The 26,303-nt window shown below is 57.7% G+C and carries 21 protein-coding genes and 2 pseudogenes; 15 read left to right on the top strand and 8 right to left on the bottom strand.

Features of this window, described 5'->3' with window-relative positions:
• Positions 1–29 precede the first annotated feature (29 nt).
• Both LZK81_RS19490 and LZK81_RS19485 read right to left on the bottom strand, forming a co-directional pair.
• Complete coding sequence (locus tag LZK81_RS19490) at positions 30–884, bottom strand: hypothetical protein (protein WP_233954338.1); 855 nt, start codon at positions 882–884, stop codon at positions 30–32.
• Between the two features lie 37 nt (positions 885–921).
• Positions 922–1,239 (bottom strand): hypothetical protein, encoded by a 318-nt coding sequence (locus LZK81_RS19485; protein WP_233954337.1) that lies wholly within the window; start codon positions 1,237–1,239, stop codon positions 922–924.
• A 282-nt stretch (positions 1,240–1,521) separates the two neighbouring features.
• Between LZK81_RS19485 and LZK81_RS19480 the strand changes: the two genes are divergently transcribed.
• Both LZK81_RS19480 and LZK81_RS19475 read left to right on the top strand, forming a co-directional pair.
• Positions 1,522–2,136: a recombinase family protein gene (locus LZK81_RS19480; RefSeq protein WP_233954336.1), complete on the top strand. Its 615-nt coding sequence runs from the start codon at positions 1,522–1,524 to the stop codon at positions 2,134–2,136.
• Between the two features lie 84 nt (positions 2,137–2,220).
• Entirely contained in the window at positions 2,221–3,669 is a 1,449-nt protein-coding gene (locus LZK81_RS19475) for an SEFIR domain-containing protein (protein ID WP_233954335.1), read from the top strand.
• Between the two features lie 109 nt (positions 3,670–3,778).
• Here the strand turns inward: LZK81_RS19475 and LZK81_RS19470 are convergent, their stop codons facing one another.
• A complete protein-coding gene (locus tag LZK81_RS19470; RefSeq protein ID WP_233954334.1) occupies positions 3,779–4,198 on the bottom strand; it encodes a hypothetical protein in 420 nt (139 codons plus the stop codon).
• 692 nt (positions 4,199–4,890) lie between these two features.
• Here LZK81_RS19470 and LZK81_RS19465 point away from each other — a divergent pair.
• Complete coding sequence (locus LZK81_RS19465; RefSeq protein WP_233954333.1) at positions 4,891–7,215, top strand: AAA family ATPase; 2,325 nt, start codon at positions 4,891–4,893, stop codon at positions 7,213–7,215.
• Positions 7,212–9,077 (top strand): UvrD-helicase domain-containing protein, encoded by a 1,866-nt coding sequence (locus tag LZK81_RS19460; RefSeq protein WP_233954332.1) that lies wholly within the window; start codon positions 7,212–7,214, stop codon positions 9,075–9,077. The genes LZK81_RS19465 and LZK81_RS19460 overlap by 4 nt, the downstream gene beginning before the upstream one ends.
• Before the next feature lie 158 nt (positions 9,078–9,235).
• Here LZK81_RS19460 and LZK81_RS19455 read toward each other — a convergent pair whose 3' ends face one another.
• The 3 genes from LZK81_RS19455 to LZK81_RS19445 all read right to left on the bottom strand — a co-directional run bounded on the left by LZK81_RS19455 (position 9,236) and on the right by LZK81_RS19445 (position 12,621).
• Entirely contained in the window at positions 9,236–11,083 is a 1,848-nt protein-coding gene (locus LZK81_RS19455; protein ID WP_233954331.1) for a recombinase family protein, read from the bottom strand.
• A gap of 89 nt (positions 11,084–11,172) precedes the next feature.
• A complete protein-coding gene (locus tag LZK81_RS19450; protein ID WP_233954330.1) occupies positions 11,173–11,991 on the bottom strand; it encodes a recombinase family protein in 819 nt (272 codons plus the stop codon).
• Positions 11,992–12,126: 135 nt separating this feature from the next.
• Entirely contained in the window at positions 12,127–12,621 is a 495-nt protein-coding gene (locus LZK81_RS19445; protein WP_233954329.1) for a hypothetical protein, read from the bottom strand.
• Positions 12,622–12,683: 62 nt separating this feature from the next.
• Here LZK81_RS19445 and LZK81_RS29270 point away from each other — a divergent pair, with 62 nt between their 5' ends.
• The 4 genes from LZK81_RS29270 (at position 12,684) to LZK81_RS19430 (ending at position 16,072) form a co-directional block, all read left to right on the top strand.
• Positions 12,684–12,818, top strand: a complete 135-nt coding sequence (locus LZK81_RS29270; RefSeq protein WP_267967538.1) for a hypothetical protein — start codon at positions 12,684–12,686, stop codon at positions 12,816–12,818.
• Positions 12,819–13,142: 324 nt separating this feature from the next.
• The gene (locus tag LZK81_RS19440) at positions 13,143–13,343 is read left to right on the top strand and encodes a hypothetical protein (protein ID WP_233954328.1); all 201 of its coding nucleotides are present in this window, start codon (positions 13,143–13,145) and stop codon (positions 13,341–13,343) included.
• A gap of 26 nt (positions 13,344–13,369) precedes the next feature.
• The gene (locus LZK81_RS19435) at positions 13,370–14,509 is read left to right on the top strand and encodes a hypothetical protein (RefSeq protein ID WP_233954327.1); all 1,140 of its coding nucleotides are present in this window, start codon (positions 13,370–13,372) and stop codon (positions 14,507–14,509) included.
• 531 nt (positions 14,510–15,040) lie between these two features.
• Positions 15,041–16,072 carry a hypothetical protein gene (locus LZK81_RS19430; protein WP_418936508.1) on the top strand — a complete coding sequence of 344 codons (1,032 nt, stop codon included), beginning with the start codon at positions 15,041–15,043 and terminating at the stop codon, positions 16,070–16,072.
• A 153-nt stretch (positions 16,073–16,225) separates the two neighbouring features.
• Here LZK81_RS19430 and LZK81_RS19425 read toward each other — a convergent pair whose 3' ends face one another.
• Complete coding sequence (locus tag LZK81_RS19425; RefSeq protein WP_233954325.1) at positions 16,226–16,591, bottom strand: hypothetical protein; 366 nt, start codon at positions 16,589–16,591, stop codon at positions 16,226–16,228.
• Here LZK81_RS19425 and LZK81_RS19420 point away from each other — a divergent pair.
• The 4 genes from LZK81_RS19420 to LZK81_RS19405 all read left to right on the top strand — a co-directional run bounded on the left by LZK81_RS19420 (position 16,573) and on the right by LZK81_RS19405 (position 20,913).
• Positions 16,573–18,423, top strand: coding sequence for an AAA family ATPase (locus LZK81_RS19420; RefSeq protein ID WP_233954324.1), 1,851 nt, complete (start codon positions 16,573–16,575; stop codon positions 18,421–18,423). The genes LZK81_RS19425 and LZK81_RS19420 overlap by 19 nt on opposite strands.
• A complete protein-coding gene (locus LZK81_RS19415) occupies positions 18,420–19,235 on the top strand; it encodes an ATP-dependent Zn protease (protein WP_233954323.1) in 816 nt (271 codons plus the stop codon). Before LZK81_RS19420 ends, LZK81_RS19415 begins: the two co-directional genes overlap by 4 nt.
• A 26-nt stretch (positions 19,236–19,261) precedes the next feature.
• Complete coding sequence (locus tag LZK81_RS19410) at positions 19,262–20,191, top strand: DUF429 domain-containing protein (protein WP_233954322.1); 930 nt, start codon at positions 19,262–19,264, stop codon at positions 20,189–20,191.
• A gap of 410 nt (positions 20,192–20,601) precedes the next feature.
• A complete protein-coding gene (locus LZK81_RS19405; RefSeq protein WP_131614699.1) occupies positions 20,602–20,913 on the top strand; it encodes a hypothetical protein in 312 nt (103 codons plus the stop codon).
• Positions 20,914–21,270: 357 nt separating this feature from the next.
• On the opposite strand, the pseudogene LZK81_RS19400 reads toward LZK81_RS19405, so the two are convergent.
• A pseudogene (locus LZK81_RS19400) lies at positions 21,271–21,468 on the bottom strand (transposase); the annotation flags it as partial.
• A gap of 309 nt (positions 21,469–21,777) precedes the next feature.
• Here LZK81_RS19400 and LZK81_RS19395 point away from each other — a divergent pair.
• From LZK81_RS19395 to LZK81_RS19385, 3 genes and pseudogenes are all read left to right on the top strand, one after another.
• Positions 21,778–22,665: pseudogene (locus tag LZK81_RS19395) on the top strand (GMC family oxidoreductase); the annotation flags it as partial.
• Positions 22,666–22,799: 134 nt separating this feature from the next.
• Entirely contained in the window at positions 22,800–23,369 is a 570-nt protein-coding gene (locus LZK81_RS19390; protein ID WP_233956625.1) for a GMC oxidoreductase, read from the top strand.
• A 52-nt stretch (positions 23,370–23,421) separates the two neighbouring features.
• Positions 23,422–26,283, top strand: coding sequence for an ATP-binding protein (locus tag LZK81_RS19385; RefSeq protein ID WP_233954321.1), 2,862 nt, complete (start codon positions 23,422–23,424; stop codon positions 26,281–26,283).
• The last annotated feature ends 20 nt before the right edge of the window (positions 26,284–26,303 follow it).

Raw genomic sequence — 26,303 nt, 5'->3', positions numbered from 1 at the left:
GTTCAGAAGCCCCCTCACTCACCCGTGCATCAGCGCCTAGTAGGGTCAATCTCTCCGAACTTCTCCCTATAAGCTTTGACCATAGCGGTTCTCAGATCGTCTTCAAACTGGTTGAGGCCGTGGTCGCGGTAACGCAGATCCAGCTTACAGACTCCCTGCCAGCAGATCTCATTCCGGTTGTCTTGCAGCTCGTAGGCGGCGGTATAGGAAATCCCGATGCCGGTCGCGCACTGGATGTCGATGGGCGCACCGGCCGGGCTGAAGCAGGCTTGTCCGGTATCTTCCTTGCGGAATGCGCGGGTCATGGTGCCCAAGCCGCCTTGCGCCTTTTCGCCTTTCACGGGCGGGAAATTGTACTTGTTGAGGATGCCGTTCACCCACTGCGGGCTTATTTCCATTTTGGGGCTAAAGCCCGACGGGACAGGAGAGGGCGGGGGCGGATTGAACCACGTCCTTACCGTCCACGTGCCCTCTTTCAGGAACCCGTTGACATATCGCGCGGTGATCGTCCCGGTGATGCCGGTGTCGCGGCCATATTGATCTCTCTTGGCGGTCAGCTCCACGGTTTCGTAATCGGGGACGACAACCTTGTTGATCTTGTTGCCGGTGATGGCCTCGAACTCTCTGCCGCGCGTGGGTTTGAGGGTCACGGTAAACTGGTCGGCTTTCAGGTAGTCCGCCAGCTTCTGGGGGCTATCGGCGGGGCCGCTCCCGAGTTGGCCGTTGATGATGTAGAGCGGCACCTGCCGCTTTTCCGGCGCGGGGACGGAAAGGGCCGCGAAGGGAACCGTGATGGTTTCGCCTGGTGTGGGTGGGCCGTCGCCGCAGGAGGCAAGCACGGCCAGCGAGACGCCCCAGGCAGGAGCAAGGTATCGTTTTCTCATGGGGTCCCCATCAACTTTGCGCAGAAACCAAGGCGCATCACGGCATACGCGCGAGCTTCATGGCCCACTCGCAGCCGGTAATAAGAAGGGTTGCGGTGCTAACGTCGTAATTGCAGATGGCACCCCTGACGCCCTCGACGCCCGCGCCGGGTTCAAGCTTCAGGCGTCCGCCGCCGTAGTCCGTCCACTTCCAAAGGGCCTGCACTCCGCCGATCACGATAATGAGGGTGCCGTCTTTCAGGAACTCGGCTGTCGATCCGTCCTTTACGCTGTAGCGACCTTCAATGCCGCCTTGGGCGAATCCGTTGAGTGTGGAAGACGATAAAAGGAGGCAGGCCATAAGGATGCGCTTCATCGTTCGGGGTCCTTTGAACCGACGGGGAATTGGTCAAAGAAGCCCTATCAAAACTCACGAATTTTGACGGACATCCCAACGGGCATGCCGTTGGTTTTTCCGAAACGGAAATATGAATAGATCCGGTAATTCTAAAATATAAATCGGATAATAAATGTGAATCTCGCCCACTTGCAAAAATCGTGACTTTTGACCACATGTAAATAGGTGAAATTGTCCTCGTATATAATTAACAATATTTAAGGAGTTCAAGGCTTTCCGCCATTTATGGAGGTTTTGAACATGACTACACTCGTCTCAGGCCGCGTTGTCGGCTATGCCCGCGTCAGCACCAGGGGGCAGGATTTGGGCTATCAGCTTGATAAGCTGAATGCGGCCGGGTGCGCGAAAGTCTTCCATGAGAAGCGCAGCGGCAAGAACCGAGACGACCGCCCCGAACTCGCGGCGCTGCTGCAATCCCTCCACTCCGGCGATCTGGTGCTTGCCACCGTCACCGACCGCCTCGCCCGTGACCCGCTCGACATGTTGAACATTGTCGCCGCCGTGCAGAAGGCAGGCGCGGGCCTCCGCCTGCTTGATGAACCGTTCATCGACACGACCTCGGAGTTTTCCGACCTCATCCTGTTCATCATAGGTTGGGCTGCCCGCTGGCAGCGGTTGCGGATTTTGGAAAACACGGCGCACGGCCGGGAGCTGGCGCGGCAGAGGGGAGTGAAGTTTGGGCGGAAGCCGAAGCTTGGGCCAATTCAGCAGGCAAAGGCCGCGGAACGGCGAGCAAACGGTGAGCCTTGTGCGCTGATTGCACGAGCGTTCGGGGTAAGTGAAAGCACCATAAATCGCATTAAGCCGACATCGCAGGGATCCACAGGGGATATCGTGGGAAACATGCCCGAATAAGTGTGGATCGGGTTGTATCGTATTGACTTTGCACCAGCGCCTATCAAAGATGCGCTTTAGAACAAAACGGAAACCGAGGTGGAAATGGCCGAGACGAGCGCAATCGAACCGAAGCTTTTTATCTCATACAGTTGGACGACGCCCGAGCATGAGGCGTGGGTTCTCCAGCTTGCCGAAGAGCTAACCAGCCAAGGGATAGACGTGCTGCTCGACAAGTGGGATTTGCAACCAGGGCACGACGCGAATGCCTTCATGGAAAAGATGGTTGCCGATCCGACTGTTACCAAGGTGCTGCTGATCTGCGATGAAATGTATGCCAGGAAGTCCGATGGGCGTAAAGGCGGGGCAGGGACCGAAGCCCAGATCATTACCCCGGAAATCTATAACCATACGGCGCAGGACAAATTTGCGGCGGTGGTGCGGGAGCGGGACGGCGAGGGCAAGGCCTTCCTGCCGGTATACTACAAGGGCCGAATCTATTTCGATCTCACCGACCCCTCCACGTACGCGACGGAATTCGACAAGATCGTGCGCTGGGCATGTGGACAGCAGGTGTACGTGCGCCCGCCTAAGGGAAAGCGTCCTACGTTCCTTGAGGGGAAGACGGCTTCTGGGAAAATCGTGTCTTCAGCCGCCCATCGGCGGGCTATGGAAGCGGTGCGCTCAGGGGCTGCAAATGCTGGTCCAGCCGTGCGGGAATACCTCGATATCATTGCTGGGGGCCTTGAGCTATTTCGGGTGAAGACAGAACATGCCACGAGGGAGACATTTGATGAGCTGGTTGTCGCCAGCATCGAAGAGTTTACGCCTTATCGAAACGAGATGATCGAGCTCTTTTCGTTAATAGCGCAGTATTCTCCTACACCGGAGAAGCTAGAGCCCCTGCGCCGCTTTTTCGAAAGATGCATCCCATATTTCAACGTCCCGGAAGGGACCGGCAGTTATGTGGAATGGGATTTCGACAACTATAGATTCATCGTCCACGAGTTGTTCCTGTATTGCCTAGCTGTGTTCATTAAATATGAGCATTTCTCCGCTGCTCAGGAGTTTATCGATACCGAGTATTACTGGGATGATCGCCGAGAGCGCGATAACAAGATGCACACCTTTGCTGTGTTCCGCGAACCGATGAGATCGCTGCAACATCGAAACGATCGTCTAGGGTTACGTCGGACATCCGTGCGGGCCGATATGCTCAAGGACCGGAATACGGCTACCGGTGTGGATTTCAAATATGTAATGACTGCCGACTTCCTATTGTACTTGCGTGGTGAAAACCTCGGTTGGCAAGGATGGTGGCCTGAAACCCTCCTCTATGCAGATCGGTTTTCCGGTCCATTTGAGATTTTCGCGCGTGCAAAATCGCGCCGGTACTTTGAGAAGATTAGCGGTTTGCTAGGCGTGACAAGCAAGGAGAATCTAGAAGCACAAATACAGGCGATTATTCAAAAGAACCAACTGCCCCGCTGGCAGTTCGAAACCCTGAATCTATCCCGCCTTACCGGTTTGGCAAATATTGGGGTCACCCCCTGATATTCGGGGAGGTTTGTCTAGCCTTCATTGGAAGGGGGCTCTGAAGTTCCATTGAGAGTTATAGGCCCTGGACATGGGAGATTGATCGGCCGAGGCAATAATTCACCAACTAGCCCGCCATCGCTTGCGTCGCGCCGCCAATCAGACCGCCAACGAATGAACCGATTTTGGTATAGACCGAGGCCTCCAGTTCGCCCTTCTCGCTTACCTTTTTCTCGATGCTTTCACCAAGATCCGGATCGCCGGGCTTGGCCTGTACGATCGATACGCCCTTGGACGTAAGTTGGACCCCATTGAAAGCATAACCGCCATCGAATTCCTGAATGCTTCGAACGCGTATTAGTCCTTCATCGTTCATCCAGTGCAGGACATCAGCGAAGGTCTTCAGCACCTCCTCCTCGTCGCCGATACGATGAGTCATGATATCCATGGCGTCGGAATTGGCGAAATCGACACGTGAAAGGCCAGCATTGACCAAATGAGACAAAATGCGCCCCATCGTCTGATAGTGGTATTCCATTGTTGACATGAAATCAGCCGTTCTTGTTGATTCTGGCGGTATACGTCTGAGGGTGGTTACATGTAAGCTGGGCAGTATCTCCCAAGGATGCCGTTATCGACCACGAAAGAAGTTTTCGGGCCAAAGGAATTTCGGAAGATTGCGTCTGACAATATCAGCCGCTTGTTGGAATCCCCTTGTTTCGAGTTCCCTCAGAAACACGGGCCAAGGGGGGATGTTACTCTCATATATCTCTGAGGAGAGAGTGGACATGCCTCCGCCTGATGTCGAAGATAGCCCTCCATATTGAGAAGTCGAAAGCCCTCCGTATTGGGACGTGGATAACCCGCCATATTGTGAGGTGGAGAGGCCGCCGTATTGAGACGTCGACAGCCCGCCATATTGCGAGGTCGACATGCCTCCGTATTGTGACGTCGACATCCCCCCGTATTGAGAAGTTGACATTCCGCCGTATTGGGACGTGGACAGTCCGCCATACTGCGCCGTGGATAAGCCGCCGCCCTGTGCCGTACTCAAATTCCGAGGCCAGGTTCTTCGATTGGGAATATTCGGTCGGCTCATTCGTCACTCCAGATTGCTGTCAAACGTCATCGTAACCTAACGTTGTGATAGGGGACAACAGGGTTTTTGTCGATGTAGTCACTCTATATAGTTGCATCGGAAGGGCGAAAAATCTAACCTGCGGTAGGCGAGGGTAAGAAATGCGCATTGAACACATTGAGATCGGTAATTTTCGCAAACTCCAAGCCGTTAGGGTCGATTTTGCAGAAGAAAAGACGATTTTTGTAGGGGCCAATAATAGCGGAAAAACCTCCGCAATGGTGGCTCTCCGCTATTTTCTCGTCGATTCTACGAGGTTTTCAATCAATGATTTTACTCTTTCCCATTGGAGGAAGCTGAATGAGTCCGCCGCCATTTGGGAGGCGGCAGCGATAAAAGACGAGCCGATTCCCAAGTTGAACTGGGAGGCCGAGCTGCCTTTTCTCGACGTTTGGATACAAGTTGAAGAGCCCGAATTTCACCACGTTCAAAAGTTGCTTCCAACTCTGGACTGGAAAGGGGGTAAGCTTGGCGTACGGCTGAGGTTCGAGCCCAAGGAGCCCGAGTTGCTCCAAGGAGAGTTTCTCAAGGCCAGATTGGAAATTCTGAAATTGCTGAAGGGCCATGCTGGCGAAGCCGTGGCTGAGATGATCGTTGGCGATGAGGCGACGGCGTTGTCGGAGACGATAGAGGTTTCCTTGTGGCCGCAGACGATGATGCAATTTCTTGAGAGACGGTTGCGGTCATTCTTTGAGTGTAAGGCCTACCTCCTTGATCCGGAAAAGCTCGTTGAACCAATACACGGAATAGCCCGGCCGCAGACCTTAACTGCTGCGAACGAGGCACTGGATGGTGACCCGTTCAAGGACCTTATCTGTGTTGATGAAATCAACGCGCAGCGTGGATTCGGCCATCCGAGTGAGAAGCGTTCCAGTCGGGAAAATGGCGAGGAAGAGACCGTCGCCCGTAGCAGCAGAAAGCTTTCTGCTCAGCTCAAAAATTATTACGCCAATCACCTCGACCCCTCGCGCGCGCCTGGCTTACAAGATCTGAAGGCTCTTCAGGCAATAGAAAAAGCGCAGGAGACATTTGACGAACGCCTGCGACACGGTTTTTCCGCAGCGTTGAAGGAGTTGGAGGAGCTCAACTATCCTGGGATAACAGACCCAAAGTTGACGATCACGACTCGCATAAAGCCGACGGATGGTCTGAATCATGACTCGGCAGTCCAATATGAGGTGGGCGCTTCAGGAAACGGATCAGCGATCATGCTGCGGCTTCCCGAGGACTCGAATGGTCTTGGTTATCAGAACCTTGTCTCAATGGTTTTTGGACTTATGAGCTTCAGGGATGCCTGGATGAAGGTTGGCAAGGCTATGCCTGCCAAAGAGGGGGCTAAATTTCCACCTCCGCTGCATTTGGTCTTGGTTGAGGAGCCAGAAGCTCATTTACATGCGCAGGTTCAGCAAGTTTTCATCAAGCAGGCCTACGCAATTCTCCGGAAGAACGAAAAGCTCGGAACCAATAAACAATTCTCAACCCAGTTGGTCGTCAGTACCCATTCGAGCCATGTCGCACATGAATGCGAGTTTTCGTCACTGCGTTACTTTCGAAGACTACCCGCGAGCGCAATTGACGGGGCTGTGCCCACGTCCGCTGTGATAAACCTGTCCGAGATTTTTGGAGCGACCGCACAAACTGATCGGTTTGTGACGCGGTATTTAAAAGCTACCCACTGTGACCTTTTTTTCGCAGACGCTGCGATCTTCATCGAAGGCCCTGCAGAGCGTATTCTCGTGCCGTACTTGGTTCACTCCCGTCCGGAATACGAGTTTCTGCGTAAATGCTATATTTCGTGGCTAGAGATTGGTGGAAGCCATGCCCACAAACTCAAACCTCTAATTGAGCGGCTAGGCCTGACGACGCTCATCGTTACAGATCTGGATGCAAAAGAAGCTCTGAGTGACGCCAAAGCCATTCCACAGAGAAATCAGGGGCAGCGAGCCCGTAATGATACACTGAAGACTTGGCACCCGGTCGAAGAGTCGCTTGATGTGCTTCTTGACAAGACGCCGGTCGATCTTATCAAAACGTACCCCAATCAATTTTCGATACGTGTTGCCTATCAACAGCCCAGCAAAATTGCATGGCCGGTCGAAGAGGCAGAAGTCATATCGAACACGTTCGAAGATGCACTCGTTTATGACAATGTGGCTTTCTTCAAGTCTTTGTCGGGGCCGGGACTGATCGCGAAATTCAGAACGGCCCTTTGCGATAGTACAACGATTGCGCAGCTCCAAGAGGCGATGGCAAGTGCACTCGAAAAAGGGGACAAAGCAGCTTTCGCTCTCAATGTACTTGATGCGCCTGACATCAATGGCCTCAAACCGCCCGACTATATCCACAATGGACTTGACTGGCTGCGGAAGCAATTGGTGAGAGTGCAAACTGAACTCGTCAAAACCGCTGTGAGTATAGAGGCATGACAGCCGCGTCCGTGAGCCTTGGTGACAACAGCTTGGATGACCACGTCGACGTCGAGATTGCCTCATATGTCGACCCATCTAATCCAAAGAGCTTCTTTCTTTTTGCTGGGGCCGGATCAGGAAAGACACGGTCGCTGATCTCAGCACTCGCCTACATCAGCGATGTCCACGGCGAAAAGATGATGCAGCGTGGACAAAGGGTTGGGGTCATCACCTATACCAACGCCGCCTGCGACGAAATCAAATCTCGTCGCCAATTCGATCCGCTCATCCATGTCGTAACGGTTCATAGTTTCGCCTGGTCTCTAATTGGTGGTTTCAATCGGGACATCCGCGAATGGCTTCGCACAAATTTGGCGTACGATATTTCGGAACTACAAGCAGCCGAAGCCAAAGGCCGTAAGAACACAAAAGCTTCAGATAAACGCTTGGTCGACATCGCATCTAAGACCAAGCGTCTCACCCGACTTGATGATATCAAGAAATTTACTTATAGCCCGACAGGGGATAACCGGAGTCGAGACGCGTTAAATCATGCTGAAGTTATCAAGATAACAGCTGATTTTCTCACGAATAAACCAACGTTGCAGAAAATACTCGTAAACGCTTTCCCGATCCTTTTGATCGACGAGAGCCAAGACACGAATAAGCACTTGGTGGACGCCTTATTTGCTGTTCAGGCATCCTTCCGCCAATCGTTTTGCTTAGGCCTTCTCGGCGATATGATGCAGCGCATTTATAACGACGGAAAAGAGAAGCTCGGCGAGGATCTCCCAATTGGCTGGATGACCCCCACGAAACAAATGAATCACCGGTGCCCTAAACGCGTCGTTGAGCTCATAAATAAGATCAGAATCAATGTCGACAAACAGGTACAGCGACCTCGTTCAGACAGCGTCGAAGGTATTGTCCGATTTTACATTTTTCCGAGCGACACCGCTAACAAAAATGCGGTTGAACAAGCGGTGGCAATAAAAATGGCTGATATCAGCGGCGACAAGCTGTGGGAAAACGCTAACAATATTAAATGCCTGACCCTTGAGCACCGAATGGCAGCCCGTAGAATGGGCTTCTCAGACCTCTTTGTACCTCTGCATGGAATTGAGTCCTACAGAACCGGTCTCCTTGACGGTAGCCTTCCGATTATTGCTTTTTATTCTTCGAATGTGCTCCCCCTTGTGCAGGCTTTTGCCAACAAGGATAAATTCCTGATTGCACGTATCGTCCGTGAAAAATCTCCCTTGTTGACCAGCTTGAAGCTAGAGCAGTCGACATCGCCGTCAGGTCTTTTGAAACAGGCCCAATCGGCTGTTGAATCGTTGATGGCGTTATGGGAAGGGGGCGCTCTTCCGACCTTCAAAGCAATTTTGGATAACATAAGCCAGTCCGGCTTATTTGCTATTCCCGACAGCCTCTTGTCGAGCTTGCAACCGCTTCAAGACGCCCCGCCCGCAAATGCGGAAGATGAAGATGCCGATCCTCAAAGTGAAGTGGCGATTGCCATTAGCGAATTTCTTGCTGGGTCATTCTCCCAGCTTGAACGTTATGTTGAGTACGTCTCGGGCGCGGCGAGATTTGATACGCACCAGGGTATCAAAGGCAGAGAATTTCCTCGGGTTATGGTCATCATGGACGATTCCGAGGCGAGAGGGTTTCTCTTCAACTTTGATAAGCTGTTCGGTGACGTACATGCTGATGACAAAACGGCACAGGCAACGAAGCGCCTTCTTTACGTGACGTGCAGCCGAGCCGAAGAAAGCCTCGTTTTGGTCGGCTACTCCGGTAATCCTGAAATGGTCAAGGCTAACGTAGTTAGAGAAGGCTGGTTTAGGCCCGAGGAAGTGCAACTCGAAATAAGCTAAGAATGACCAGCGTGGTGAAGTTCGGCAGGGTGTCGTTCACTTTGAGCGAGCCACATTGGCGGTCAAAATCCGTTATTTTAGCACGATTTCTAGCACAAAAATTTATCAATTCTAATTTAGATATTAATTTCAAATGGATACAAGTGTACTACTCAGGCTCATAACCTGAAGGCCGCAGGTTCAAATCCTGCCCCCGCAACCACCGACACTTGTAAATTCTCCCACTCGGGGAATTTCCTCAAAAGCTCCTCGGCATAAGCCTCGATGAGCTTTTCTTTTTTGTGCTCCGTGTCGATCTCGCCGGATGCAATGCGGGTCATCAGATCGTTCTGGGCCGCAGCTACAAACTGCTGCTGCATGATGTCGATCACATCCATCGACGCCATGATGTTGGCGATGTCGCCATGGACCTCAAGGGATGCCGGCTGATGGCCCGGTGTCTTGCCGATCACCACCGTCTGGATCAGATCACGCACGATCGGCATCAAGCGGCGCTTGGCCTGCTCGTCGGCATTGTTGCGGGCGAGGAAGAGAAGCCTGCGGATGGCGATCTCGGTATTGGCCGGATTGAACTGCGCCTTCAACCTCGCAATCTTCTCTTGAAAATCGTCCGCCGGCTCTTCGGTAGCGGCGAGTTCCATGACCAGCTTCTCACGCGTGACTTCCAGTTCATCGAGCTGGTCGTCCAGGATGGCCAAGCGCGGGCGGCCTTCGGCATGCCGGTCCTGGATCTGCTGCATCAGGCTCGCCTGCTTCGACTTGACGGTCGCAAGCTCGGTGATCAACTGGTCCTTGCGAGAAGGGGCGTTCTTCAGCTTGCTCACCTCATGCGCGACCATCTTCTCAGAAATCCGGTCGAAAATGTCGAGTGAGTAGAACGCGGCCGGGATGCAGTTGAGGACGCGTTCTTCGAGTTCGTGGCGGGTGATCGTCTTGCTGTTTCCGCAGCAGGCGCCGTCGAGTTCGTCGATCGGTAGGCGCTTCTTGCGATTGGTGCAGCTATACCGGTCCTTGCCCGAGATCGCGTAAGGGCCGCCACACTCGGCACATTCCAGCATGCGGCTGAGAAGATATTCCGGGCGGTGCGTAGCATTGAGCCGGTTGCTCTGCCCGAAGTCAAACAGGTCGCCGACCTCTCTCTGTCGATCCTTGACGCGCTGCCACAGTTCGTCGGAGACGATGCGCATCTCCGGGACTTCCTTGAGCACCCATTCGGCGGCGTCGTTGGCGCGGGCGGTCCGTCGTTCCGTCTCCGGGTTTTTGCGGTACTGGCGCCTATTCCAGACCATCCGGCCGATGTAGCTCTCGTTGTTGAGGATGCCGGTACCACGGCGGACATGGCCCCGGATTGCAGTATCGCGCCACTTCCGGCCACGCGGGCCGGGGACACCTTCATTGTTGAGGAGCTGGGCGAGGTCGCGCGGCGACATGCCGTCGGCATAGAGCTGGTAGATGCGACGGACGAGCTCGGCCTTGTCGGGATCGATCTCCCGCAAACCCCTGATGCGATCACCCATCTCATCGCGCTGCTGAGACAGCTTGTAGCCGTAGGCGAGGCAGGTCGATGCCTTGCCCTTCTTCACGGCCATCTTCATGCCTTCGCGCGTCCGATATCGGATCTGCTCTACCAATTCCTGGCTGAGGGCCGTTCGCAACGCCATCTCAAGATTGGTGACCACTTGGGCGCCATGGACGGTCCACAAGTCGATGTCGCGATACTGCCATTCCTTCAACATCTTGAACGCATGCTCGAGATCCCGCGACAGCCGATCGACGGTGACACAAAGAATGACATCGATCTGCTCGCGCCGGACATGCGCCATGAGGTTCTGGATGCCAGGGCGAAGCAGGTAGCTTGTTCCGCTGATTGCGGCATCGGAATAGGTCGCGACCAGCTTCCAGCCGCGATCCTTGACGAAGGCTTCACCAAGCTCGATCTGCGTTTCGAGCGAGACCTCGTGCTGCCGGTCCGTCGAATAGCGGGCGTAGAACAATACTTTCTTCATCTCAAACTCCGTACGGATCAATTCTTCGGAAGGGAGGCCGCGGCTGCTGGCCTCCCTGGAACTCCTGGCGCCTCAATCGCCGGCGCCTGTTACCGGGGCTGGGAAAACCGCCTCCTGACATTGGCCTGTTGCTGTCGAACGCGGTGCCAGAGCTCGTCGCTGACAATGCGCAGAGCGGGCACGTAGCCGTCGAATTCTTTAGCTGCATTCTGCCGCATGCCGACGTAGAGGATGTTATTGAGGATGCCGGTCCCGCGCGCTCGGTTCCCGTAGATAACCTCCTCCCGCCACGGTTTGCCGCCCGGTCCCTTGATGCCGTCGGCATTGAGGGACGAGGCGATGTCGCGGGGCGAGCGGCCGGCCGCATACATCCGGTAAATGCGGCGGACGACTTCGGCCTGCTCGGGGTGGATGACGCGATACCCGAAAATGCGCCGACCTGCGGCGTCCATGGCCGATGATAGCTTGTATCCGAACCCGGCGTGGCGGATCCCGCGACCCCTTTGCACAGTGGGAACGGTAGCGATGTGGCCTTGATCGCTATCCCGCTCGCTGTAAGGCAAGTTGCGTAACGTCACGTGTTCCCCCAGTGCTGTCGACCACAAATCAACCTTCCGCTGGCGAAGCTCCGCGAGAAACCGCGCGACGTGGGTGCGGTCACACGACACGTTCGAGGGTGCGTCGCACAGCACGATATCGACCGGCTCGCGTTCCAGATGAGCGCAAAGGAAGCCGATACCCGGCCTTGCCTTGAAGAGAACCTCATCGGCCTCGATGTCCGAAAAGAAATTTGTAAGGGACCAGCCGCGGGCGGCAGCAAACGCCCTGCCGCGCTCGATCTGCGCCTCGATCGATCCTTCTCCGGTCTTGCTCGCTGCTCGAGCGTAGAAAACCACCTTCTTCGTCATGCTTCCATTCCGTTCTGCAAAAGATTGAGAAGTAGGGAGGCGGACTTGTAGCAGCCCGCAACTCCCTTGAGAGCCCGGCGTCGGCGGCTATTGCTCGATGGAAATAATTGCCGCTGAACGCCGGGACGGGCGTGTTCAGACGGCAGCAACGCTGCTGCGATCGACAGCATTCGAGAATGCAGCCGCGGCAGCATTGAGGTGCTCGATCAACGGGCTGACCGCCGGATTTTGCACACCGCCTGGACCGCGAAGCGAGATCGCGTCGACTTCCTGCAGCCAGAGATGCGCTTCCACCAAGTGTAGTAGCGCGTCGCCTTGCAAAGCGTTGCTGATGTCGGCGAGCTTCACGGAAGGAGGAAGAGGCAGCCCATAACGGACTTCACCAAACTTCGATCGCAGGAGCTCACCGGTCAGTTCCGACTGCAGCGGAAAGCTCACGAAACGCGGTTCGATGAGAACTGCGCGGGGACCCGTCGACGCGTCGGCATCCTTCAGCACCGCATTGATCTGCTCGATCAGCTTCGGCACTTCCGAGCGCCACCAAGAAGCGTGCTTCCTGAAGCCGCGTGGGATTGCCTTCGCCCTACGCGGAGACGCAGACGTACGAGTTGCTTGGTTCTTGATCGACATGGGGACCTCCTATGGTTGCCGACTGCCATCGTCTTCGACGACGATGGGCAGCGGAGGCAGCCATGCTGGAGGAGGTCCGGCCAAGAAGTGTGCTCAACAAGGTGCGAGCATCAAGGGGCGCGCCGGAAGACGAGAACGTCATCATGATGGTGCTGAATGCTATCGTCACAAGCGTCTCCTTTCCTTATGGCGCATAGGCCGTGTATCGAACGGGAGGACATATAACTGACTGTCATTTCCATTGCAAGTGTCTGTAATCAAATGTTTTTTGGCAATAAATGTTGACCATCGCGAATGTGCCGTTTTGAGACTCGATTTGTTTTTAAACAGATTTTGGGTAAGGGCGCTGGCCTTGGTGTCACCAGCCTTCATAAGCCCTTAATCATGACGACCTACCAGCCGACGGGCTTCTTGATAAAGACCGACAGACGCCAGGGCATCGTTTCCGCGCGTGAGGGGAACGCTGTGGTGGGGATGGGGTCAGGCCTCAGTGTAAGGCAAATGAACCGAGAATGCTACTGATGGTTGTTCTTATAGTATTAAAATTTTTTGCCGCCATTTTCCGGTGCGGTTTGATCGGCCGTAACAGTAATACAAGTAAAATACAAAGTAATAATTGTCGTTTTGCAATGTCGATGACGGCACAACCTCTTGTAAATATTGAAGAAAATGGCCTTGTCTGTTATAATGCAATTATCAGTCGCATGGTGCGTCTGTGTTGAGTACTGTGAAAACAGGGATGTTTGACATGACGAATAGGAAGAACGCGCTGGCGTCGTCAGCGCGCATGGGGTTCGACTACGCTGCATACGAGATCTCCCCGGAGATCTCGGCGGAACTCGAAGCCAAGGCGCAGTCGCTGGCCGATCTCGGGCGCAAGGAGACGGATCACGTCTTCCAGCTTGGTGCCTTGCTCGAGCAGGTGAGCGCTCATATCCCGGACGGCACGTTCGGGAAGTGGGTCGAAGCGCGTTGCAATGTCACTGCGCGCACGGCGCGCAACTGGCGCGGCGTTTACCGCAACCTCGGTGGCTACCGGGACCGCGCGGTGGAACTGGCAATCGGGCCGACGGTGCTGATTCAGTTGATCTCGGCGCCGACGCAGAAGATTGAAGCGGCGTTCGCGTTCGCTGAAGATCAGGGGAGAATCCAGGTTGCCGATGTGAAGGCAATCCTGGCCGGCGACGAAGTGCCGAGCGAGAGCGAGACCGAAATCGACGTCGTCGATCTCGGTGGTGTCCATGGTCTGAAGGCTATGGTCGAGATGCGGACGCGAGATAGCCGAACGGCTCTCCTGCGCAATCTCTTGGGGCTTCTGAAGATCCTGTCCGGTGCTCTGGCGGAAGCGCAGACGACTGGCAAGAAGATCAAGAAGAGCAGGATCGCACCGAAGGCCGAGGTCCACGCTTACCATGCCTACGAACTGCTAAGCAATCTCGGCACGGGTGTTGGACCGCAGGGCGACGGCAAGTCGACAATGAAGGTCGGTTTGCCATCGGCGTCTCGCTGGAAACGGGTCGAGGCTCTGCTGTGGAGACTTCGGGACAGCACGAACTGGGCCAGGGCCGATAGTCTGGAGACATGGATCGGGACGATCGTGATCCCGATGCTGTCCTGGGCAACATCGAAGGAGAAGTCGCCGGCATGGCCGTTGCCAGACGAACAGCCGACAGTGCGAATGGCCATATCGGCACCATCGCTCGACCTGGTCGAGATCGAAGACGACGATGATGTCGACGACGAAAACGAGGAGGCCGAGACTCTCGAAGCTGAAACACTTTCGGATATCGAGAACGCGGCGAGTGGGGAGACCGACGACCCAGTTGCCGCACTGCTTTCGGGCGCCAGAGGACCACGCAGGCGCAAGCTGGAACTGGTCAGGGACTGAGCGATTACAAGATGAGAAGGGGCTTTCGAGCCCCTTTTCCGATTCCAGCTTTCCGCATTCAGCCCGTGAGCCCGGCGTTAACTTTGTTCGGGCTCCGTTCTTTTTTTGACGCCAGGGTCCTTGAGATCCGCCTCGGGTCCTGCGACATAGGAGGGGCTTCAGCGATGAAGCTTAGCGGCCCAAGGCAGCGCGCCAACGCTACCAAGGGCCTGACCCTCAGCCTTCTGACAAAGGAATCGGGCTATGACCTCTGTACCTGTTTTTGCTTTCCGTTGGGAAGCGCCCTGCTTGCTCTCGCCCCTTAAAGCGGCCGCCGACATTCGTTCCAATTGCGAACGGCACTCGGCCTGACCGCGCCATCACCTGCGATCCTCGGCTTCCACGCCGGACGATGCCATGGGCCGTCCGACGACCGGATGCGGCCGTCGATCGCTCTTTGGTTCTCAAGGGAGATCAAGCATGACCACGATCACCGTTTCTGCCGCCAACACCATCGCCTCCAACATTGGCACCCCCAACACCGGCGCCGCCATGTCGGCGCCGTCCCGTGCATCCGGGCAGCGCCCTGACGCATGGCTTGAGCCGCCGGCGCTGCGCCGCCACCCGCATCTCGTCCGCTACGGCCATGTCGAGGCGGACTTCGACGTCCTGATCGACAAAGCGATCGCCGCCATCACCGATGGCGAGCCGGTCGAAGACGAGATCCTCGGCCGCTACATCAATCTCGCCTCCATGGTCCGCGCGGTCTCTTTCCGGGAGGGTAAGTTGCTGGAGCAGGCGTTCGAACGCCTGTCGAAGCAGAACCCCGACCTGGTTGTTCTCGTCCAGTCCTTGAAGTTGCCGCTGGTAAAGGCCGCGGTCGAAGCTGTGACGGGGAATGACTGGAAGCATCTCGACGGCGTGCGCCTTGATTGCGAGGCGCCAGCCAAGGGTTTTTACACGCCGGACCTCATTCTCGTAAATCGCGCCAGGCACCTGGCGTTCATCTTGGACCTGAAGCGGTCGCTTGCTTCTTACGGTGATACGACCCGCCTTGAGGAACTGAAGCTTAAGATGCTGGCCTCGGCGATGATCCTGCCGGACTGGCTCTACAAGAACCACAAGCGCCTGATGGTCGACAATGTCGGCGTGGCGATCGTCGATGGCGCCAGCCGTCCGAGCGATCATGCGAGCGGCGTCTGGGCGCTGAACGACATCGACGACCTGCTGGAGATCGATGGCGCAGCCGCCTGCATGGCGGAACTGCGAGTTCGCTTCGGCCGCCGTGTCCAGACGCTGCTCGAGGCCGAGGCCCGGAGTGCGATTGGTATCGTCGATCCGCCGGTCGCTCCGAACGCGCCGGCCCCGTCGCGTTTCCGGTTGCGGCAGAGCAATCAACGTTCGTCCTTCGGTGTGACGAGTGTGGGGCAGGGGATGCGGGAAGGTCCAGAGCCGGACCGGCATGACATCTTTGTTCCGGACGATCTGCTCGACGAGGCGGAACGTCCCGAGGACGATGAGGACGATGGCCGCCCCGTAGCTCGCATTCGCGTCGGTTTTGCGCGGCGTCTGCTTGCTGCCTGAAGGCGTCCACCCTTCGCGCTGACTGAGGTGATGGCTGCGGGACTGATGCCCGCAGCCCGCCTTTCCCTGTTCACTTCATGCTCTGAAGACGCCGGTGACCAACCTGGACCGACGAGGAGATCTTGTATGTCCGCAGAAATCTTACCCATCTCATCATCGCCGCCCAACTTGCGCGGTCCTGGCATAACTGGCGCTGCATTTTCCGGCAGGCGTCATCGCGTTTGTCAAGATGACCCGGCCCTGGTCGTCGGCCTCGCACTCGCCTTCACCCGGAAAGGGGACGGCGACGCCGCAGCCGTTCCGCCGATGCTCCTTGATCGACTGCGCCACCACGCATGTTCTGGCGATCCAGCCTGCCGCCTGGTTCTCGACTGGCTCACTGAAAAAGCAAGCACGCGCCACGATAGGGCTGTCTCTAGCGACCGTCATGCCGCTGCCCAGCACGCCGGTCCTGCGGAAATTGTTTCCGCTTCCGCGGCGGTCGCGGTGGAGGAACGCTGATGGATCGTCTGTCTTCATTCCTCCTTCGGCGTCTGCGCCATCTGCAGCGCTGCGAGATCCGGCGGCTGGCTGTCCGCAACGGTCTGCTGACGATGACCACCGCCATCGTCGACGGCCTCGTCGTTGGCCGCTACGTTCCGGCCTTCGATCCCTCCCATCTGACGGGCGAGGTGGAGCGAGACCGGCAGTGGATCCGCGATCGTCTCGCTGCCTTCCTGATCGACGCTCCCCAGGACGCGAGTGGGCGACCCGACCTGCTGTCGGCCGCGCCTGTGTGGCCGGCGCAGCTCAGGCGACGGTTGCCGGCCGGGAGCAGCTGCGACGAGCGTGCACTCGCCTATGCGGTCAGGGTTGTCGCTGAGGCCGGTGAGGTACTTAGCATCAAAACGATGGCGACCGTCCTGTTGCTCGCGTCGGCCATGGAGGAATCCGGCGTCGAGCTGCGCGATCTGGTCGCATTCCTTCGGCAACCGGCCGGGGTCTTCGCAGTGCAGGTGACGGTCGAAGGATTCGAGCGGGCGCTGCCGCACCTAGTCGAAGAAACTGCCTTCGTGCCGTTCGGCCCGTATGTCGGCATGGCCGCTGATTTTACCTTCGTAGACGAGCTCTGGAGGTATGTGGAAGGCCAAGCCAAACGTGTATTCCTGCAGATTCCGGTCGCTCAGACTTATCGCCCGAGCCGTTCGGCCATGCGCGCTCAGTTGTTGTGGGCTTTGGCACACGGCTCGCCGGTTCTTGCCGTGGCTGAAACCCACCACGCCGTTCCTGATCAGGTCGATCTGACAAGCGATGTTCGGCTGACCGGCGGAGGAATCAATGTCACATTCCTCGCCGACTTGCTGGAAGCAGTCTATGGCAGCGATGATGTGTCACACCATGACGGCCTCATCGCGGTGATTGATGCGGGCGCCCTGACACTTGATGATCTCGCTATTGCCATCCGGCCTGGTCGACCGATTCTGTCCAGTATCGACGCACTGGCAGGGCTTGCGGTCCATAACCGCGAAGAGCGGGACAACGAGAAGGACAAAGGGCGCGCCGCCTCCTCGCGGCGGCTGATTACCCAGAGCCCCAGCGAACGGGCAGCGCAGTCGTCGCAAGACCGCAGCGGCAAGGGCGACAGCGCATCGTCGTCGGCAGGCAACCGCAGATCAAAAGCCCAGCCGACCGGCGCCGAAGTGATCCAGCCTCTGCCTGCAGATGGTGAGACGCCAGGAGAGGGCCCGCCGCCGCTGCTGGTGGAGACGCTGACGGGCTTCGGCGCGGCGAAAGATTGGGTGCTCGGGCTCAAAGCGGATTTGGCTGATTATCTCGTCGGCGATCTAGCCTGGTTCGACATGAGTACCAAGCTTCTTCTCTCGGGACCGCCGGGAACGGGCAAAACGACGTTTGCGCGCGCCATGTGCAATAGCCTTCGGATCCCGCTGGTCGTGACCTCCGTTTCGACCTGGCTGCAGGGCGAATACCTGAATGCCGTGCTTGACCGGATGGCGAACACCTTCGCCGAAGCACGAGCACAGGCGCCGTGCATTCTTTTTATCGACGAGATCGACGGTATCGGAACGCGCGTCTCTACGTCGCGGCAATATGCCGACTACTGGAATGCGTGCGTCAACAAGCTCCTGGAGCTGCTCGACGGTGCGGTGAGGAGCGAGGGCGTCATCGTCGTTGGTGCGACCAACCGGCCGAACGAAATCGACGAGGCTATCCGCAGGTCGGGAAGGCTGGAAACCCACATCGAGATCCCGCGCCCCGATATCCCGGCTCTCGCCGGCATTCTCGCACATCATCTTGGTGCCGATCTCGACGTCGTCGCCAAATCGGATACGCAAGACGGAGGTCAGCCATGACGAGGTTTACCCAGATTGGTGGCCCCACAGACGAGCTGGAGATTGTTCTTGACGATGACGATCAGCGCGATGGCGAGGAGCCGGACGTGCACGAGCAGGAAGGAGCAATTGCTCACGCGCTCCGACGTCTAGCGACGCGGGCCATGGGTCTGACGGGTGCCGACATCGAACGGGTCGTACGAGAGGCAAGGCTGAAGGCGCGCCGTGAACAGCGGCGTCTGACCTATGCCGACATCGAAGCAGGCATTCGCGGTCATCGGCCGGCTGTTCCCTACGACGTCCGTTGGCGCTATGCGATCCATGAATCCGGCCATGCCGTCGTCCATCACGCTTTGCGTCTTGGCTCCATCAAGGGTCTGACGATCGATACCAAGGACGGCGGCCACAATGCAGTGACGTTCGCGACTGGCACACCCGATACCGTGGAATGGTATGGGCGGCTGCTTGCCATGCTCATGGCCGGACGTGCAGCGGAACTCATCGTGCTGAAGACCGTATCCGCAGGCTCCGGCGGCGCAGAGCAGAGCGATCTCGCCCGCGCCACGCGGATCGCCCTCGATATGGAACAAGTGCTTGGCTTCGGCGCGCGCTATCCGCTGCTTTATCTCGAACACAAGGATCCGACCGCGATCCTCAGTCGAGACGACGATCTTGCTAAGCGGGTTCACCAGCGTCTGGAGTTTGCCCAAGCCAGGGCCACCGAGGTGATTTTCGAACACCGAGCGGCGTTCGACCGGCTGGTCCGGGCGCTCTTCGACGCCCAGGCGCTCGATGGCGATGCGGTGATGGACATCCTAGCTCCCACCTCCTAGTCCTTGTGGGGACATGGGAGGTCAGGATGTCTGTGGCGGTCATTGCTCACTGCGACTGGAGCATCGACCGGAAAAAACGGTGGATGTGCGTCGCCGTGCGCCAAGGGACGAAATGGATCTTGTCGGCGCCAGAGCCTGTCGGCGAAACGAAGGACCTCATCCCTCGGCTTCGAAGCCGTGCCGAAACTGACGCCGCGCTGCTGATGGGGTTCGATTTCCCGATAGGCCTGCCTGCCGCTTATGGAAAAGCATTGGGTCTCGCCAACTTCCGCTCTGCCTTGAGAGCGTTTGGCGCCGGGCGATTTGAGCGGTGGTTCGACGTCGCGGAACATCGCAACGACATCGCCATCGATCGTCCCTTCTATCCCATGCGGCCCGGCGGGACACAGCGTCGACACCTGTTCGATGCCTTGGGAGCCGGGAGCGGCCGTGAGCTTCTGCGCCGTTGCGAGCGCGCAACGGCGGACCGTGGCGATGCCTGCATGCTGTTTTGGACGCTAGGCGGCAATCAGGTGGGTAAGGCGGCCATTGCCGGATGGCGAGAGATCATTATCCCGAACGCTTCGGAGCTAGCTCTATGGCCTTTCGACGGAAGCCTTGCTGAACTCACAAAGCCCGGAGCAACTGTTGTTGCTGAAACATATCCAGGAGATGTCTACGGCCAACTTGGCATTCCGCGGCGCCCCATGTGGAGCAAGCGCCAGCAGTCGGGCCGCCGCTTTGCAGGAGCTCATCTTCTTCGATGGTTGGCCGACCGCCCCCACATCGGCGGAGCGGCGCTGGAGGCTGCGATCACTGATGGGTTTGGGATAGACAAGACCGGTGAGGATCGGTTCGATGCAGTCGTTGGTCTGCTCGGAATGATCGACGTCGTCGAGCGGCGCCGCACTGAAGGAGTGCCAGACGACGATGACGTCGCGACCTGGGAAGGTTGGATACTCGGCCAGCGGCCATGAGGTCAGCGGATCGGCTCCGCGCAGACTGAAACGACGTGATATCAATTGCCGGTAACCTGAAACAAATTGCGCTCATTCGATTCAGACCTATGAGCGAACGATTCCAAAACTTCGACTGCCGTTTCGATAGTCCCGGCCAACGATTCCAAATCGTAATTTGCCGATTCACGGATTTTCGAGGGAGGTTGCCGACGTCTCCACATGCCACATGCTCGCTGAGCCTCGGTCCGATGGTTTGCCGGTAAGTCGTTTCGACGTGCGCTCAACGCGAGTCAAATTGCGCTCATTCGATTCAATGCTCCGGAATTCCGATTCAAAACACAATGATTCCGTTGCCGCGACAAACGGGTTGCGCCGGTCCGCCGGTCCTCTGACCATGGGAGTGCCATCCAACAAAAAGGGGGGAAGACATGGCACGACAGACTGACGACGAGCGGAAGGCAAGGCAGAAGAAGCGGCAGCAGCAGCTTCGGGACCGGCATAGAAAGGAGCGGCGCCCGGATCGCGACGACGTCGCGCGGGCCCTGCTATTCTGGGCGATCACCAGCTATCTCAACGAGGGGCGGGCCGACCGGATCGACCAGCTTTCCGACGCGGCTGTCGCCGTGCTGGGCGACCAGGGTTTCGACAGGCGGGCGTCCTACGACGTCTTCGACGGCATCGTCGATCGCTACGCCCGCGATGACCGGCCCTTTCGCCGCAAGGTTCACCTGCGAGCCTGACGATCTCTAGGCCGCCTAATTTGATGACTGCTTTTGCAAACGGCGTTCTCCTAAGGGGACTTTGTCCCCCCGTTACTTCCTGAAACGCCGTTTGCAGAGGAATCGATTTTTTCAGAATCCGCCGCTTTGACGCGCGGTCAGTTACCGGGGATTAATCGCCATCACATAGCCCGCGTGCCCCGCATCCGCGGGAACCACAACAACAGCTATGTGAATGGAAATGAACGAATTTTCTGCGAGAGCGCTTTCAGCGCAAGATCGATGCCTTCTGCCAGCTTCGCCTCTCGCCCTTGCTGAAGGCTGACGACCTGCTTCGACTGAGCGATTACATGCACTCCCTTATACAAGCGAGGCGGTCAGCCGAGCATTTTCATTCCCGAGCTGTTTTAGCTTCTTCATCTCCAACGGCAACACATCGGCGTATCTTCTCTTCCAATTGAAGTAGGTTGCCTGGCTCATCCCTGCCTTCCGTCAAATCTCCGCCACCGGCACTCCTTCATCATCCTGCTTCAGAATGAACACCTTCTGAGCGTCCGAAAACTGCGATGCCTTCATCATCTTCCGTTCCTTTCGCAGCCAGGAAAATGCATCGGAAAACTTTAACCAAGATAGGTCCAGTTTGAAGGGGCCAGCTCAGATCAGATCACTCGAGTCCTTCAAGGCGTGCAGTCGCTCTGCCTCCCCCTATTCCACGTGGATGGTATGAGCATCTGCATTTCGGCGGTTCGGGAAACCGACAGCACTGTTTAAACCGCTGAAGCCTCTTTAGTCGATTTACACCCTTTAACTCGATTAGCACCGTGAAGCGTGACATCTTAGCTGAGAAAGTAATTCAACTAAACATTGTGGAAAGCCTTGGCCATCATGTCGGATTCGGGAAATTCTACGAAACACGCCTATACTTCACCATCGCCCTTCGCCGAGGGTTCTTTAGAAACCTTCGACTATATCGTCATTGGCGCAGGGTCCGCGGGTTCGGCTTGCGCTGCACGTCTGGCGTTGGAGTCCAATGCGCGCGTGCTCCTGCTTGAGGCGGGTGGCGGCGACGACATTCCGGAGATTCACACTCCCAACCTATGGCTGAATTCCCATAATACACGCGCCACGAAATTCTTCACGACCATGGAACAGCACAAGGTGGATGGCCGGGCACATGTCTGGCCGCGCGGTCATGTTCTGGGAGGCTCGTCCAGTATCAACGCGATGATCTACGCCCGCGGTCACCGCAGCGACTACGATTCCTGGGTAGAGCAAGGCAATCCGGGCTGGGGCTATGATGATGTCCTACCTCTGTTCAAGGAGATCGAGGACTATGAAGGCGGCGAAAGCCGTTACCGCGGCATAGGCGGCCCGCTTCACATTTCTCAACCCTCTCCGGCGATGCGGCATCCGGGCGCCGTCGCCTTCATGCAGGCATGCTCGAACCTCGGCTTTCGCGAGAACCCCGATTGCAACGGCGAGCGGCTGGAGGGGCAAACCTGGATGAATCTGACCGTCAAGGATTCAAGGCGCCAGTCAGCCGCCGTCGCTATTTTGAAGCCGGCCATGACGCGTGAGAACCTCGTCATCCTGACGGACGCGCCGGTCGTTTCGCTCATTCTCGACGGCAACTACTGCAAAGGCGTCCGGTATCTGCATGGGGATGTTCTGGTATCCGCGTTCGCAAGCAGCGAAGTCATCCTCTCGGCGGGTGCGATCGACAGTCCGCGCATTCTGATGCAATCCGGAATCGGCCCGGCGGAAGATCTTGCGTCCATCGGCATCTCGCCGAAGGCGGATCTGCCGGTGGGCAAGGGACTGCAGGACCACCCGCTGGGAGCTGGCTGCAACTACCAGGCCAAGGGTCCGGTTCCCCAATCGCACTACAATTATTCCGAGGTCTATATGTGGGAGAAGTCGCAAGGGGATCTGCCGGCGCCCGATATGGTCGCATTGTATGTATCGATACCGTTTGCCTCGTCCGGCTTCACTCTTCCTCCGGGAGAGGGTTATGCCATCCTGTCCGGTGTTCCCCGGCCGCATTCCCGGGGCGAACTGAAACTGGTTTCGTCCGACCCGACCGTTCCCCCCGCATCGATCCGAACTATTTCGGCGATGAGCGGGATTGGCATTCCTTCCGGCTCGCGACCGAACTCTGCCGCGATATCGGCGCCGACCGCGCCTATGACGAATTCCGCAAGGAGGAAGTTCTTCCAGGCGGCGGAAAACTGACCGATGCGGAATGGCGGCAGTTTCTGGCCAAGTCCGTCAGCACCTTTTTCCATCCGGTTTCGACCTGCCGGATGGGTGTCGATGAGACTGCGGTGGTGGATCCGCAGCTGAGAGTATACGGTGTCGAGGGCCTTCGGGTCGCTGACGCCTCGATAATGCCGTCGATCACAACGACCAACACCAATGCCGCTTCGATCTTAATTGGCTGGAAATGCGCTCGAATGATTTTGCAAGACTGGCGGTAGCCGTAAAGCGGGAGGCCGCAAGCGGAGCGGTGCTCACATATGGCCCCTGGCAATGATGGAGCATAGCGCGAGAAACGCGGCCGACGCTGTGTCCTTCGATGGTTTCAGCCTGTTTCCCACCCAGCGCCAGTTGTTGAAGGACGGCAAGCCCGTCTCGATCGGAAGCCGGGCCTTCGACCTGCTATGCGCCCTGGTCGCCCGGCCAGGAGAGGTCTTGAGCACGCAAGAGCTCATCTCCATCGTCTGGCGGAATATCTTCGTCGATGAAGCCAACCTTCGCGTCAATCTGACCCATCTGCGCCGTGCGCTGGGAGAGGGCGAAGGCAAACGCTACATCGTCAACATCCCCGGCCGCGGATACATGTTCCGTGCATTGTTGGCGACGCCTCAGACGCGGCCGACCTCGCCTGGGTCGGCGTTTGCGCAGGCTGCTGCCTCCTCCACCGCCGACCTCATGGGCGAGGAGCCACAACCACTCAGCCTGCCGCGACGCATTTCGCGGGTTATCGGCCGGGACGACGTGATCCAGTCCCTCGCGGCCAAGCTGACCAACCGGCGCTTCCTGACTGTGGTGGGACCGGGTGGTATCGGCAAGACAACGGTAGCGCTGTCGGTTGCCGACCAGCTCCTCTCGAACGTGAACGGGCAAGCGATACTGATCGACCTGGCGCCGATCCTCGATCCAGCCCAGGTACCGAACAGCGTCGCGGCAGCACTTGGCCTGGCAATCCGCACCCATGACGAAAGCGAAAGCATCCTGGAGTTTCTGAAGGGCCGAACCCTGCTCCTCATCTTCGACGGATGCGAACATCTTGCCGAAGCTGTTGCCTCATTGGTCGAGCGAATCTACCTGGCAAAAAGCAACGTCTATGTTCTGGCGACGAGCCGGGAGCCGTTGCGGGTGGTCGGCGAAAACATCCATCGACTGGAGCCTCTGGCGGTCCCACCGGAGGACGACCGGCTTACCGCCGCCGACATCCAGGCCTATTCCGCCGTGGAGCTCTTTGTCGAGCGCCTAGGCGGAGGGCTCGAAGTCACGCCTGAATCCGTTTTCAGAATCGCGGAAATCTGCCGACGGCTCGACGGCGTCGCTCTGGCAATCGAGCTCGCCGCAGGCCGGGCCGGCACCTATGGCATAGAGGGCCTCGCAGCGCGCCTCGATGATCGTTTCAAGCTGCTGACACTTGGACGGCGTACCGCACTTCCGCGCCAGCAGACCCTGCGCGCCACGATCGACTGGAGCTATACCCTTCTGGCGGAGCAGGAACAGAAAATCTTGCGCCATTGTGGAATATTTCCGGATGTCTTTTCGCTCGAAGGACTGGCAGCGGTGCTGGGCACCGGTGAACAATGCGACCTCGGCGATGCCGTCGAGAGCTTGGTCGACAAGTCGCTGATCGTCGTGAAGGTCACGAGGGATTCCGTCCATTATCGTCTTCTGGACAGCATGCGGGCCTATGCCGTCGATCGGCTCGGGGAGGTCGACGAGCGGAATGCGGCCGCCAGGCGGCATGCCCTGCATGTCTGCGGCGCGCTGGGCGCCGAGCGGCTTCAAGCCGGCGCCAATCTGTCTTCCGGCTTGCATATCACCGTCGCGGATGTTCGCGCCGCTCTCGTCTGGTGCTTTTCCGGAAACGACGATCGACGGGTTGCCGTTTCGCTCGCCACCGATGCCGGTGCATTCTTCCTGGAGAGATCCCTTTTGACCGAATGCGCGGATTGGTCGGAAAAGGCGCTGGCGATCCTGACGGACGATGAGCGCGGCTCTCACCAGGAAGTGGAGCTGCTGAGCAATTTCGCAATGCCCATTCTGTTCACCCGCGGCGGTAACGACGTCGTCCGCAGCAGCCTGAACCGGGCGATCGCGCTGCTGGAGAACAGGGACGATTACAGCCGCTGGGCCCGCCTTCTCAGGGGGCTTTATGTCTGCCATCTGCGCGAAGGCAATTTTCGCGGCATGCGCGAGGTGGCCGAGCGATCGCAGATCCAGACGTTTGCCGAGCAAAGCCGGTCGCAAAACAGCTGGATGATGGGGCTGTGCCAGTATTTCTCGGGCGAACACGCCGCCGCGACCGAAACCCTCAGTCGCGCGCTCACCATCCTTCCCGTCAAGCGTCGGGTCGGCGAGACGGGTGTCGATCCGCGCGTCAACGCCTACAATGCTCTGGCAAGAAGCCAGTGGTTCCGGGGTTTCGCCGACCAGGCGCTTCTGACATCCGGCCGCAATCTGGCCGAATCCGCTACGCTTGATCATCCGGTTTCGCATTGCATAGCTCTCACCTGGATGGCACCGATCCCGCTCTGGACCGGGGACCTGGACCTGGCGGAGCAGCGCATCGCCGAATTGGTGGAAACCGCCAACCGTGGCGCGCTTGCGCCGTCCCGTCTGGCCGGATCGGCCTGGCAAGGCGTCATCGCCACCCGGCGTGGGGATCACAAGACGGGGCTCCATCTGCTTCAAAGCAGCATCGACGGCATGATCGGGATCAACAACCGGCTTCTGCACATCATTTTTCTTGGCCATCTCGCCGAGGCACTTGCTGCCGGCGGGCGCCTTCAGGATGCGATCCGTGCGATCGACGACGCCATGGCCCTGGTCGATCTCTACGGCGAAACCGTCAATATGCCGCTGCTGCTGCGGTTGAGAGGGGATTACCTTCTGGCCCTCGACCCCAATGACCTCGATGCGGCGCAGACGCACTATATGCGTTCGCTCGAGTGGGCCGAACGGCAGGGAGCGCTCGCCATGGAACTGCGCACCACCCTCAGCCTGATGAAGGTTCATGAGATGCGCGGCAACTCCCCGATCGGCCGGGCGCTGCTCATGGCCGTTTATCGCCGGTTCACGGAAGGCTTCAGCACGGCTGATCTCGTGGAGGCGCGGCGTGTGCTGTCGCTTGCCGAGGGGAGCTGATGCTTCATCTTCGCCGATCG

This window comes from Neorhizobium galegae, from assembly GCF_021391675.1.
Lineage (GTDB): Bacteria > Pseudomonadota > Alphaproteobacteria > Rhizobiales > Rhizobiaceae > Neorhizobium > Neorhizobium galegae_B.
Note: the sequence above shows the minus strand (reverse complement) of the source record. Positions and strands in the feature narration are given on the sequence as shown.